This window comes from Niallia sp. FSL W8-0635 (assembly GCF_038007965.1).
Classification (GTDB): Bacteria; Bacillota; Bacilli; order Bacillales; family Cytobacillaceae; genus Niallia.
The window spans coordinates 2,437,327-2,450,014 of record NZ_JBBOYD010000001.1; the positions used below are offsets into that span (position 1 = coordinate 2,437,327).

The 12,688-nt window shown below is 35.1% G+C and carries 13 protein-coding genes; 11 read left to right on the forward strand and 2 right to left on the reverse strand.

Annotated elements, in window-relative coordinates; genetic code table 11:
• Nucleotides 1-95: 95 nt before the first annotated feature.
• On the forward strand, nucleotides 96-1,505 hold the full coding sequence (locus NYE52_RS11640; RefSeq protein WP_341193209.1) for an amino acid permease: 1,410 nt from the start codon (nucleotides 96-98) through the stop codon (nucleotides 1,503-1,505).
• Nucleotides 1,506-1,586: 81 nt separating this feature from the next.
• Here NYE52_RS11640 and NYE52_RS11645 read toward each other — a convergent pair whose 3' ends face one another.
• Nucleotides 1,587-2,090, reverse strand: coding sequence for a hypothetical protein (locus tag NYE52_RS11645; RefSeq protein WP_341193210.1), 504 nt, complete (start codon nucleotides 2,088-2,090; stop codon nucleotides 1,587-1,589).
• Between the two features lie 203 nt (nucleotides 2,091-2,293).
• Between NYE52_RS11645 and NYE52_RS11650 the strand changes: the two genes are divergently transcribed.
• The 6 genes from NYE52_RS11650 to NYE52_RS11675 all read left to right on the forward strand — a co-directional run bounded on the left by NYE52_RS11650 (nucleotide 2,294) and on the right by NYE52_RS11675 (nucleotide 8,772).
• Nucleotides 2,294-2,626 (forward strand): PadR family transcriptional regulator, encoded by a 333-nt coding sequence (locus tag NYE52_RS11650; protein ID WP_341193211.1) that lies wholly within the window; start codon nucleotides 2,294-2,296, stop codon nucleotides 2,624-2,626.
• On the forward strand, nucleotides 2,627-3,382 hold the full coding sequence (locus tag NYE52_RS11655; RefSeq protein WP_341193212.1) for a DUF1129 family protein: 756 nt from the start codon (nucleotides 2,627-2,629) through the stop codon (nucleotides 3,380-3,382).
• Between the two features lie 122 nt (nucleotides 3,383-3,504).
• Complete coding sequence (locus NYE52_RS11660) at nucleotides 3,505-3,918, forward strand: GNAT family N-acetyltransferase (RefSeq protein ID WP_341193213.1); 414 nt, start codon at nucleotides 3,505-3,507, stop codon at nucleotides 3,916-3,918.
• A gap of 144 nt (nucleotides 3,919-4,062) precedes the next feature.
• Complete coding sequence (locus NYE52_RS11665; protein WP_341193214.1) at nucleotides 4,063-5,712, forward strand: catalase; 1,650 nt, start codon at nucleotides 4,063-4,065, stop codon at nucleotides 5,710-5,712.
• Nucleotides 5,713-6,000: 288 nt separating this feature from the next.
• The gene (gene htpG / locus NYE52_RS11670; protein ID WP_341195172.1) at nucleotides 6,001-7,878 is read left to right on the forward strand and encodes a molecular chaperone HtpG; all 1,878 of its coding nucleotides are present in this window, start codon (nucleotides 6,001-6,003) and stop codon (nucleotides 7,876-7,878) included.
• Between the two features lie 168 nt (nucleotides 7,879-8,046).
• A complete protein-coding gene (locus NYE52_RS11675; protein WP_341193215.1) occupies nucleotides 8,047-8,772 on the forward strand; it encodes an MBL fold metallo-hydrolase in 726 nt (241 codons plus the stop codon).
• A gap of 89 nt (nucleotides 8,773-8,861) precedes the next feature.
• Here the strand turns inward: NYE52_RS11675 and NYE52_RS11680 are convergent, their stop codons facing one another.
• Nucleotides 8,862-9,485, reverse strand: coding sequence for a LysE family translocator (locus tag NYE52_RS11680; RefSeq protein ID WP_341193216.1), 624 nt, complete (start codon nucleotides 9,483-9,485; stop codon nucleotides 8,862-8,864).
• Nucleotides 9,486-9,738: 253 nt separating this feature from the next.
• On the opposite strand from NYE52_RS11680, the gene NYE52_RS11685 reads away from it, so the two are divergent.
• The 4 genes from NYE52_RS11685 (at nucleotide 9,739) to NYE52_RS11700 (ending at nucleotide 12,651) form a co-directional block, all read left to right on the forward strand.
• Complete coding sequence (locus NYE52_RS11685) at nucleotides 9,739-11,013, forward strand: sensor domain-containing protein (RefSeq protein ID WP_341193217.1); 1,275 nt, start codon at nucleotides 9,739-9,741, stop codon at nucleotides 11,011-11,013.
• A 268-nt stretch (nucleotides 11,014-11,281) separates the two neighbouring features.
• On the forward strand, nucleotides 11,282-11,656 hold the full coding sequence (locus tag NYE52_RS11690; protein ID WP_341193218.1) for a hypothetical protein: 375 nt from the start codon (nucleotides 11,282-11,284) through the stop codon (nucleotides 11,654-11,656).
• Nucleotides 11,653-12,189, forward strand: coding sequence for a hypothetical protein (locus NYE52_RS11695; protein WP_341193219.1), 537 nt, complete (start codon nucleotides 11,653-11,655; stop codon nucleotides 12,187-12,189). The genes NYE52_RS11690 and NYE52_RS11695 overlap by 4 nt, the downstream gene beginning before the upstream one ends.
• A gap of 159 nt (nucleotides 12,190-12,348) precedes the next feature.
• Nucleotides 12,349-12,651 (forward strand): Parvovirus coat protein VP1-like protein, encoded by a 303-nt coding sequence (locus NYE52_RS11700; RefSeq protein ID WP_341193220.1) that lies wholly within the window; start codon nucleotides 12,349-12,351, stop codon nucleotides 12,649-12,651.
• Nucleotides 12,652-12,688 lie beyond the last annotated feature (37 nt).

Here is a 12,688-nt window from a genome sequence, read left to right on the forward strand (position 1 = left end):
AATAATAAAAATACATTTAGATGTATACAGATATAAGGCTTCTAAGTAAATCTCCTATGTCATACGTGAGCAAATACTTCCTAAAGGAGAAAAAAATGAATTCAAAAGGAACATTAGGATTAGGGATATTAATATCCTTAGTTGTAGGAAATATGGTAGGTTCGGGAATCTTTATGCTCCCTCGATCATTGTCGGAAGTAGCAAGCCCTGCTGGGGTTATCTTAGCATGGCTATTAACGGGGTTCGGAGTACTAGTAACAGCTTTAGTGTTTGGGAATTTAGCTATTCGAAAGCCCGATTTAACGGGTGGTCCACAAATTTATGCGAAGGAATTATTTAAACCTGGCTCAAAAAAATCTACTCTTTCTGGCTTTATGTCTACATGGGGGTATTGGATTGGTAACCTAGCTGGGAATGTTGCCATTATTACTACTTTTGCTGGTTATTTATCAACCTTTTTCCCGATTTTGACAAGTCAAGCCGTTTTATTGCATATTGGTTCTTTCACCCTATATGTGGGAAATGCGTTAACTTTCCTTGTCTGCACCATTTTATTATGGGGAACACATTACATTATTTTAAATGGATTGGAAAATGCCGGTAAATTAAATGTTGTTGCCACAGCTTCAAAGGTAATTGGTTTTATGCTATTTATCATCATTGCATTATTTGCCTTTGAATCAAGCAATATTCTTCCATTTGCAGAACCAAAAATAAATGCAGCTGGCAATTCAGTTGGATTATTTGGGCAAATCAATAGTGCTGCCATTACAACATTATGGGCGTTTATCGGTGTGGAATCAGCAGTTGTTTTTGCTTCTAGAGCGAAGAAGCAATCTGATGTCAAAAAAGCAACCATTTTTGGTCTTTTAATTGCTTTAGCTATCTATATTGGAATCAGCACCCTTGTAATGGGCATTTTAACACAGGATCAACTAGTTGCTTCCCAAAAGCCTTTAATTGATGCAATAGAAGCTGTACTTGGTCCCATCGCAGGAAAAATCCTCGCAGCTATTGGGTTAATTAGTTTGTTCGGCTCTACAATTGGTTGGATTATGTTAAGTGCAGAAGTACCTTATGCCGCTGCAAAACAAGGCATTTTCATTCCTGCTTTCTTAAAAGAAAACAAAAAAGGAATTCCTACATTTTCTTTAATCGTTACAAATGTTTTAGGACAATTATTCATTTTCTCAACGGTTTCAAAAAGCATATCGCAAGCATTTGATTTTATTATTTATATTGCAACACTGAGCTATCTGGTTCCATATTTAATTTCAACCATCTTCCAATTGAAATTAGTTATAACGGGTGAAACATATCACTCACTGAAGGAAAGAAGAGTGGACTTTGTTATTGGATTCCTTGCAACAATCTACTCTGTTTGGGTAATTATTGCAGGAACAGCAGATATTAAAACATTTAGCTTCGGAGTTTTATTACTATTGAGTGGAATTCTTTTCTATAATCAACTAAATAAAAATGGCGCAAAGAAGAAATCTGTTTAATATTATTTACTAGCTTGTTAAATCCCGACAAAGTAAACCGTCATTGTTTACCTTGTCGGGATTTTTTATGAAGAGAACATGCTAAATGGATTCACTGACAGGGGTGTCATCCCATTCCACCTCATGCTCTTTTGCAAGCTTATCTAATTCATTTATATATTGACGTATGAGCGTGCGAGCTTCCTCCAGCATGGCATTCGCTTCTTCAACAAGGGTAATATCTTGTGTTTCTAACGCTGTAAGTATTTTTACAAACGCATTATACTGGATATCAGCGCCCTTTATATATATTTCATGGATTTCTCTTACCTCGTCTGTTTCTACTTTTACCATATTTAATTCTTTAATAAATTCATTATAATTCGGAATTACTTGTGTTTGGATTGTATCATACATCGTCCAATCATCCGTATAATTGAGTCCAGATACAGAATCATACGCGGACACTGCTTTAGCCTCTAATTCAAAGGCTGTTGTCATATCCTCATTAACGTATTGAAGCAGATCCTCTTGAACTGGATCAGTAGAGCAAGCAGTAATTAGAAATAGAAAGGGAATTAAGATAATTTTAATAACTTTTTTCACTCCTTCACCTCCTTCTCCTTACTGTATGAAGGAGTGGAAGTCCACTATGAAGGGAAAATCGAAAAAGATGAGCCTAAATTCACCAAGCTATCTTGTAATGCAAAATAGTGTATGCTAAAATAAATATAAAAGAAGGAATCTTGTTATACAATATAGATACTATCTTGCAAAACATGATAGTAGGGAAGAAAGGATATATTCCGATGTCAAAAAGTCAGATGTTAAAGGGAATTTTGGAAGGCTGCTTACTCGCAATTATTTCAAAAGGAGAGATTTATGGCTATGAAATGATTGAAAAATTACAAGCATATGGATTTACGATGATTAGTGAGGGGAGTATCTATCCCGTACTACTACGGATGAAAAAGGAAGAACTTGTTAGCGTTGAAACAAAAGCATCTCCATCTGGTCCAAAACGTAAATATTATTCCCTTACAGATAAAGGACATAAAGTATTGGATGAGTTTGCTGACACGTGGACAGAACTTGCAACAAGTGTGCATTGTTTATTAAAAGATGTAGAGGAGGAGAAATAAGTGAAATTATCGAAGGAAGCAGAATTATTCATTGAGAATTTGCATCTTTATCTACTATCGTCTGGGAAGAAAGAGAAAGAAATAAAAGAAATAGTCGAAGAATTGTCCGATCATTTACAGGAAGCAGAAGCAAATGGGAAGAATATATCGGATGTAACAGGAGAATCTCCTAAAGAGTATATGGAGAGTTTAGCAAGAGAAATGCAGACAGATTTAAAGGAATGGGGAAAGCTTTTACCACATGTATTTATTAGTTTAATTGCTTATACCCTAATTGGAAAAATTATTCTAGGTGAAAACCAAATATCTCTATTAGTTGGGATAGGTTCCATAATCATCTGTTTTTTCATGCTTGGAATGTACATTGTACTATTCCGTTACATTGCCGCTAGAAATATATCCAATAAAAAAACAATCGGCTTAGTAATTCCTTTCCAGTTACTAGTCACAGGACTATTTTTTGTGTTGATGCTTTATGGAAATAATTTTGGACCGGTATATATGATGGATACTTTAGCCAATCAAATACTCTTTTTTATTATTCCATTTGTGTATTTATGCTGGTTCGCATGGTGGAGTAAATCATGGGTAGTTTTTGTCCCAGTTCTTATTTATCTACCAGACCTTATAGCAAGACCTCTTTCTATTTCAGAAGAAATGAAGTCCATTATATCTTCTATTATTTTAATGGTAATTATGATGGCATATTTCATCTGGATCATTTGTAAAGGAAAAAAGGAGCAAAAAACATCATAAGAAACCTTTAAAGCATATCTCAAAAAAAGATATGCTTTTTTCTAAAAAACAATTGAATATTAATTCATATTGTTGTATAAATATTATTATGAAGATACGGATATTAAAGGGGAAAAAGAAGCATGAATTATTTTATTACCGAAGAGCTACCAGCCTTCTCACAGTTTGCCCAATTACATGAGGACAGTGGCTTATTAAAAAACAAAAAAGGGAATTATACACGAGAACAATTGTATGAAGCGGCTAAAAATAGCTGGTATTCTATTTCCATCTATCACGATCAAAAACTTATCGCCTTTGGTCGCATGATTTCAGATGGTGTATACCAGTCATTAATCTGTGATGTTATGGTTCACCCAGACGAGCAGGGTAACGGATTAGGAAAGCAAATAATTGAGAAGCTCGTATATAAATGCCAACAATCAGGCATTCAATCGATTCAATTATTCTCGGCAAAAGGAAAGCATCCCTTTTACAAAAAATTAGGATTCGTCGAAAGAGAACAAGATGCTCCTGGCATGTCTCTCCTCCTTTAAGGAACCACATTCACTAATGTGGTTTTTTTGTATTTTCCTATGCATATCCATCCTTTATCTGGTAACACTACTTTAGTACGTAAAAAGAATTAATAACATATATTGGATAAACCAATAATGACTAATTACTAGGAGGTTATTTGTTTGAGCGAGAATAACGATATGAATAATAATAATAAGGAACGAGACCAGGATCGGGAAACGTTAACAACACGCCAAGGGCATCCTGTGCCAGACAATCAAAACATCCGCACAATTGGCAATCGCGGACCGGCTACCCTTGAGAATTACCACTTCATTGAGAAAATCTCTCATTTCGATCGGGAAGAAGTGCCAGAACGTGTAGTACATGCACGTGGTTCCGGAGCCTTCGGTTACTTTGAAACTTACGGAAAAGCAGGAAATGAACCAGTAGAAAAATATACTCGAGCAAAAGTATTTTCAGGAGCAGGGAAGAAAACACCATTAATGGTTCGCTTCTCCACTGTGGCTGGAGCTAAGGATTCTCCTGAGACAGCGCGAGATCCTCGTGGTTTCGCTGTAAAAATGTATACGGAAGACGGAAACTGGGATCTAGTTGGGAATAATCTTAAAATATTCTTTATTCGTGATGCAATGAAATTTCCTGATATGATTCATGCATTTAAAGCGGATCCGGCTTCAAATGTACCAAATCCTCAGCGAATGTTTGATTTTGTTTCCCGTACACCTGAGGCTACACATATGATTACCTTCCTATTCTCTCCTTGGGGAATACCAGCTACATATCGCCATATGCAGGGTTCTGGTGTAAACACGTATAAATGGGTTAATGAAAAGGGCGAGGCAGTGTTAGTAAAATATCATTGGGAACCAAAACAAGGTATTCGAAATTTAACACAAGAAGAGGCAGAATCTATTCAAGCGAAGAACGTAGGACATGCAACACAAGATTTATATGAAGCGATAGAGCGCGGTGATTACCCAGAATGGGAGCTTTATGTGCAAATCATGGAAGATGATTATCATCCAGAGCTCGACTTTGATCCTCTTGATGACACGAAGCTTTGGCCAGAAGATAAGTTCCCTTGGTTGCCTGTTGGGCGCATGGTCCTTGATCGTAATCCGGTAGATTTCCATGCCGAAATTGAGCAAGCTGCCTTTGGTACTGGTGTACTTGTAGATGGAATGGATTTTTCTGACGATAAAATGTTGCAAGGTCGCACCTTCTCTTACTCAGATACACAACGCTATCGTGTTGGCGCAAATTATCTGAAAGTCCCTGTAAATGCACCAAAAGCTCCTGTTCGCACAAATCAACATCGTGGGCAAATGGATGTACGTGACCCGAAAGAGTCAGGTGACAATCCACATATTAACTATGAGCCATCCATGCTAGGAGGCTTTAAAGAAGCAAGTAAAGAAGAGCGCGCACCTCACCAACCGACGTATAATGCAGCGGCAATGAGTGCACCAATAGACCGCCCTAATAACTATGGTCAAGCTGGCCACACATACCGTAGCTTTGAAGATTGGGAGCGCGATGAATTAATAAAAAACCTTTCTGAAGCACTGGCAATCTGTGATAAAAAAATTCAAGATGCAATGATTGAACACTTTACACAAGCAGATGAAGAATACGGGATTCGTGTGAAGGAAGGCATCCAAGCAAAAATGAAAGAAATGAAAGAAATGGCTAAGGAAAATGTTCCAGGGCGTGAAGCAGGTATATCAAAATATGGTGAAGGTACAATCGATGCGAATCAAGCTACCGAAGATGCAGTCAAGAAAAGCCATGAAGCGGATCCATATTAAGTGATGAGAGTAGGGAGTTAAAAACAGGCTAATTGGAGACACATTTCTTATAAGAATTTGTGTCTCCTTTTTTATGTTTTAACAACTTGTTAGAGCAATTAACACCGATTACCGCATTAATGTAACCAAAAATTATGCATTTCACACTCCAAACCATTCCAACACTCAAAATATCCTAATAATTGACATACCTAATAAAATATGATATTAAATTAATAGATTAGCACTCATTGCGATTAAGTGCTACTATTATTACATAAGAATGAAGAGAAAGGATGTAGAATTATGATCGAAACAAAAGAATTTAAAGCAGAATCGAAACGATTATTAGAGATGATGATTAACTCTATCTATTCTCAAAGGGAAGTATTCTTACGTGAGTTAATCTCAAATGCTAGTGATGCGATTGATAAAATCTATTATAAAGCGCTAACAGATGACACCATTAATTTTGAAAAAGACAATTATTTTATTAAAATATTCGCAGATAAAGAAAACAGAACTTTAACCATTTCTGATACTGGAATTGGGATGACAAAAGAAGAGGTAGAAACAAATTTAGGTACAATCGCTAAAAGCGGTTCTCTTGCTTTTAAAATGGAAAATGAAGCAAAGGATGGACATGACATTATTGGGCAGTTCGGAGTTGGGTTCTATGCTGCATTTATGGTAGCGGATGAAGTAACCGTGATCACAAAATCATTAAATAGTGATACCGCTTATAAATGGATTTCAAAAGGTGCAGATGGCTACACTATTGAAGAAACAGACAAAGAGACAGTCGGTACAGATATTATTCTTACAATAAAAGAAAACACAGAAGAAGATCAGTATGATGAATTTTTAGAAGAATATCGATTAAAATCAATTATTAAAAAATACTCCGATTTTATCCGTTATCCAATTAAAATGGAAGTGACTTCAAGCAAATTAAAAGAAGGAACAGAAAACGAATACGAGGAAGTTGCAGAAGAGCAAATCCTTAATAGCATGGTTCCTATCTGGAGAAAGAATAAAAATGAATTAACAGATGAAGATTATCAAAATTTCTATGAAGAAAAACGCTATGGCTATGATAAACCATTAAAGCATATCCATGTTAGTGTAGATGGTGCTATTCGTTATAATGCGATTCTTTATATTCCGGAAAAAACACCGTTTGATTATTATTCCAAGGAATATGAAAAAGGTTTAGAGCTTTATTCAAATGGCGTTTTAATTATGGAGAAATGTGGAGACTTGCTGCCAGATTACTTTAGCTTTGTAAAAGGTATGGTCGATTCAGAGGATTTATCCCTTAATATTTCAAGAGAAATGCTGCAGCATGACCGCCAATTAAAGCGGATCGAAAAGAATTTAACAAAGAAAATAAAAAGTCAGCTTCTTAGCCTTCTTAAGGACGAAAGAGAAAAATACGAATCCTTCTATGAATCATTTGGAAGACAAATTAAATTCGGAGTCTATAATGACTTTGGAATGAATAAGGACATGCTACAGGATTTACTATTATTCTATTCATCTAAAGAGAAAAAATTAGTATCCTTAGATGAATACGTAGAAAGAATGCCAGAAGATCAAAAATTCATTTATTATGCCTCTGGTGATTCGATTGAACGCATTGACAAGCTTCCACAAACAGAATTAGTTGCGGATAAAGGCTATGAAATCCTATATTTAACAGATGACATTGATGAATTCGCAATTAAAATGATTGCCAATTATAAAGAAAAAGAATTTAAGTCTGTATCAAGTGGTGATTTAGGTCTTAACCAAGAGGAAGAAAAAGAGGAAAAAGAAGCAACAGAGGAAAACAAAGCGTTATTTGATTATATGAAGGACATCCTTTCCGAAAAAGTGAAAGGCGTAAAAGTATCCACTCGTTTAAAATCACATCCTGTTTGCTTAACTGCTGAAGGAGAAGTTTCAATCGAAATGGAAAAAGTCTTAAGCATGATGCCAGATAATCAAAATATCAAAGCAGATAAAGTCTTAGAAATAAACAAAAATCATGAAATTTTCCACGCATTAAAAGAAGCATTTGATAGTGATAAGGATAAAGTAGCTCTTTATACAAACCTTCTTTATAACCAAGCATTGCTAATTGAAGGTTTATCCATTGAAGATCCTGTAGAGTTCACAAACAATATTTGTAAACTAATGAAATAAACAAAGTAAAACCGCCCTTTTCGATAGGAAAGAGCGGTTTTCTCCTTTATAATCTTCTGAATACTCCCTTTCACAAAAAACAACTTCTTCCTGTTAATTTATGTTTTACTATTTAAAACGAAACCGCTATACTTATAAAAAATACATTCAGAGATGGGGAACAATAATATGGCAGAGTTAAAAGGAATAGAGATGTTGACGATTGCAAAAGATTCCTTTGTCATTCACCCAACCCTTATATGGGATGAAAAACAAACTTTATTAATAGATACAGGAATGCCTGGTTATATGGAAGACATAAATTTAGTTATGGCTAAAGCAAATAAATCATTGGAAGATTTAACTGGCATCTTGTTAACACATCAAGATATTGATCATATTGGGAGCTTACCAGAAATATTAACAGCATGTACACAGCATTTAACCATTTATGCACATAAAGAGGATATACCATATATAGAAGGCGAATTGCCTTTATTAAAAGCAAATCCTGCTAAATTCTCGGAAGATAAATGGGAATCATTACCCGATCATCTTAAATTTATTTATCTTCACCCACCAAAGGCGCAGGTTTCAAATCCACTAGAAGATGGGCAACTATTAGAAATGAATGGTGGACTAGAGATTATCCATACACCTGGACATACACCTGGACATATATGCCTATTTCATATAACATCGGGAACTTTAGTTGCTGGTGACGCATTAACCGCTGTAAATGGAAAGCTTCAACTTCCTAATTCCGTACATACTCCTGATATGGAACTTGCGATACAATCACTGGAAAAGCTCCTTACGTATCCAATTAAACAAATCGTGTGTTATCACGGTGGTCTTGTATCCGATCACGTGATGGAACAATTGCAAGGTCTAGTAAAATCAAAAATTTTCTGAAAAAGAACGCCTATCGGAATTTTCTTCGAACCCAAAAAGAAAAGGAAAGGGAATCCTTCTTTATAGGCATCTTTTCAAATATAGATTCTTTATAAAAAGAACTGAATTCCACGAATCCCAAAATAACCACCGAATAAAAGCAATATCAGTCCTGATAGCTTGCTGATGAAGGTAATTAGTTGTTCAGAGACAACCGTTCGAAAGAAACTCGATAAAACAGATACGGTAAGATCCCATATGGCAACACCAAACAGCATGCAACCTGTGTACAATAATAAGGTGCTTGTACTTAAATCATGTATAGTTGTAGCTAAAATGGAACCATATATACCTAACCAGAAAATAATCGATAAGGGATTCATGATGCTCATGAGTAATCCAGTCATAAACGAACGAAACATAGAGTTATTATCTTTGCTACTTCTTGAGATTGTACTTGTTTTCGTCATGACCCCTTCTATTCCTGTGTAAATAAGGACAAATGCACCAAATAGCCATAGAAAGGTTTGAACAATAGGGATATTAGCTAATTTTGCCACTCCAAAGTATACGAGAATGATAAAGAAGACGTCACCCAATAGAGATCCTAGCGATAGAACCCAAGCATGACGAAACCCATATCGAAGTCCTCTGTTTATAACAGCAGCATTCACAGGGCCAATCGGTGCTGCCAATGATAAACCTAAGGCGATATAATATAAAATACTATCCATCAACGATCCTCCTAATATAAACATCTATATTAAACGTATTCAAGAGAGCAAGCCTGTACCACTTATTTAGAAACTTTTTTCAATATCGATTGTGGAATTCGTATTCTTTGATGAACAAAATTAAATAGCACGTAATTCTCTTGATTTCAAAGTATTCTTTTATAAATAGACTTATAATGATATAATAGTAATAAATAGAAAATACAGAAAAAACCCATTTGCCTATAATTAATTTTTAGTAGGAGACTTAACTATGAGTGGTAGGAACGATAATGATACACCATCTAATGATTTTTTTCGTTTGCTAGTGGAGCATGTAAGTGATTGGATTTGGCAAATAAATGAACAATTAGAATTCACCTATTCCAATTCAATTGTAGAAGAGATATTAGGATATTCCCCAAACGAAATATTAGGGAAATCGATATTTTCTTTAATTAAAGCTGAAGAAATCGAAACACTTGAAGCAATTGTTTCGAGTGCTATAGAGAACAATAAACCCTTACATAATCTTGATTTCACGATGATACACCTTAATGGGCATGATATATTTATAGAAACAAATGCTAAGCCAATATTAGATAAACAAAATAAAACAATTGGTTATCGAGGAATTAATCGAGATATCACCTTATGGAAGAAAAATCAAGATCGTCAGCAACAATTACTAGATATCATTGAAGCTTCTCCAGATTTTATTGCAACAGCTGATAGTTATGGAAATACCACCTATTTAAACCCTTCAGCTAGAAACTTTCTAGGCATTCCTGAGGGAGTAGAAGATTTACATTCCGTTAATGCACAGCTATGGACAAATAAATTTGTTGAATTAAATGATGCTGAGCTTTCTGCTGAAAAAAGCATTTGGAAGGGAGAAAACATTCTTTCCAATTCGCGTGGCAAACAAATTCCTGTTTCACAAACCATTGTCAATCATAAAGCTAATAATCAAAACGTTCATTTCCTTTCGACGATTGCAAGAGATATTTCGGAAAGAAAGGCATATGAAACGATTATAAAACGCCAAGCTTTATATGACACACTAACAGAACTACCCAATCGACGGTATCTATATAAAACCATTTCAAAATTAATCGAGGAAAAGGAACAAAGCACTTCATTCGCCTTGCTATTTATCGATCTTGATGATTTTAAACAAATAAATGATACATTAGGCCACAAATATGGGGATCGGGCACTAAAGCTTATTGCTGCAAGAATGAAAGGTTCCGTTAGAGAGCATGATTTTCTATGTCGTTTAGGTGGAGATGAGTTTATTCTTCTAGTAAAAGGCATGGATTCAGAACAGGAATTACAAAATTATGCAAAGAGGTTAATCTCCATTTTTAACCACCCCCTTCAGATGGATAATATCCTTCACTCTATTACATGTAGTATCGGTATAAGTATCTATCCGAATCATGGAAATGATATAGAAACATTAATGCAAAAAGCAGATAAAATTATGTATCATATGAAAAAGCAAGGTAAAAATGGCTACCAAATTACGCATTCAAATGAAGGATGATTCAAAAGCAGATGCTTATGAATCTTTTTTTGTTTATAGGCATAATTTACTAACAACAAAAATTTCTTATGAAAAATGATTATTTTGGCACAATAAACCTACTGTTCTCTAGGTTACCTGCAACTATATTCATCTATTAAAAGTTGCAAAATTATCCCAACTTGTCTAACTATTGAAGGATTTTGTAGAATATCATCGAAAAATAATCAAAAAGAATGTATAATAGATTCTTAGGAAAGTAGATTTTGAAAGAGGGAGGATCATTAAAATGGAATGGACTCTAGCCATTTTGTTTATTGCAGCAGCCATTTTGCTCATTACTTCCGTTATTAAAGCAAAACAAACGTCGAAATCAGAGCAACGTGAAATAGATGTAATTCACCTTTCTGTGATGGAAGAAATAGCACAGTTGCAAAAACAAATACGTAATCTTGAGTTGGACATAGAAATAATGGAAAAAGAATCAGGCGTTCAACTGGCTTCTAAGGACCGTACGGTTTTAAGAGAAGTACTTGACTTGCATAGACGTAAGTATTCAGTGGAAAGTATTGCAGCTCAAAAAAAGCTTACTCAAGCTGAAGTAGAAGAAATGTTAGCTCCTTACTTACTTGTAAAAGAGGAAAGGAGAAGTGTTTTACAATGAAACCGACAATAATCACAAGTTTCGCAGCAGGATTATTATTAGCAACTTCTGTTAGTGGGATCGTCTATTTTTCTACAAAGGATGATTCCGTAAAAGCTGAAGAGAATAATGTCGAAAAGGTAGAAAAAGTGGAAAGTGATGTAGCCAACACGCCAACTGTAGAAGAAATGAAGGAAATTTTAACAAGCAGCGGTTATGTTGTGCAGACTTCTGAAGAAGCGAAAAAAAAGGAAGAAGAGCAAAAACAAGCATCTGAATCCAATACTTCTGAAGAAAAGAAAGATGACAAACAAGAAGAAGAGAAAAAAGAGGAAGTTAAAACCGTCACTGTTACTGTTTCAAGCGGTATGACAAGCTATGATGTAGGAAGCATTTTACATGATGAAAAGATCATTAAAGAAACTGCCTTGGAATTCTCACTAAAAGTAGATAAAAAAGGCGTAGCAGAATACTTAAAGCTTGGATCATTTAAAATTAAAAGCGATATGTCAACCGACGAAATTATTTCCACGATTTTCAAAAAACGAAGCTAATATAAAGGCTTGTCCAAAAAGGGTCTTCTCTTTTGGACAAGCCTTTATTTTTTTATGTGATAATAGGTTCAACTAATCTTTATTTCTTATGGATAGGTTAGATTCCCCAAGCCATTTTATACAAGCTTCATAGTCTAAAAGGGAAGGGAGAATCAAACCATGCAAAGGAAAAGAAAGAAAAAAAATCCAATTAGAATATGTCTTCCAGGTGGTTATCGCTATTGCGGACCAGGTTGCAGTGGTCCTGGCGCGCCAATTAATTATGTTGATTCCTGTTGCAAAAAACATGATCAGTGTGTAGAAGCATACGGTTCGTGCCGATATTGTGACGAAAGATTACTTCATTGTGTCGAAGCTAAACGTAGAGTAAGAAATGAAGAAGGGAAAACGGCAAGGTTGATTTCTGACTTTATGCGATTCCGACTGGAAATTAACGGTGGATGGAGAGGGAATCGATTATAACCTCCTTTTCCTGATATTATAGCGATAAGTTAAACGA

Coding starts and splice junctions, on each gene's coding strand:
- NYE52_RS11640 (WP_341193209.1), top strand. CDS start 96: ATGAATTCAAAAGGAACATTAGGATTAGGGATATTAATATCCTTAGTT.
- NYE52_RS11650 (WP_341193211.1), top strand. CDS start 2,294: ATGTCAAAAAGTCAGATGTTAAAGGGAATTTTGGAAGGCTGCTTACTC.
- NYE52_RS11660 (WP_341193213.1), top strand. CDS start 3,505: ATGAATTATTTTATTACCGAAGAGCTACCAGCCTTCTCACAGTTTGCC.
- NYE52_RS11675 (WP_341193215.1), top strand. CDS start 8,047: ATGGCAGAGTTAAAAGGAATAGAGATGTTGACGATTGCAAAAGATTCC.
- NYE52_RS11680 (WP_341193216.1), bottom strand. CDS start 9,485: ATGGATAGTATTTTATATTATATCGCCTTAGGTTTATCATTGGCAGCA.
- NYE52_RS11685 (WP_341193217.1), top strand. CDS start 9,739: ATGAGTGGTAGGAACGATAATGATACACCATCTAATGATTTTTTTCGT.
- NYE52_RS11690 (WP_341193218.1), top strand. CDS start 11,282: ATGGAATGGACTCTAGCCATTTTGTTTATTGCAGCAGCCATTTTGCTC.
- NYE52_RS11695 (WP_341193219.1), top strand. CDS start 11,653: ATGAAACCGACAATAATCACAAGTTTCGCAGCAGGATTATTATTAGCA.
- NYE52_RS11700 (WP_341193220.1), top strand. CDS start 12,349: ATGCAAAGGAAAAGAAAGAAAAAAAATCCAATTAGAATATGTCTTCCA.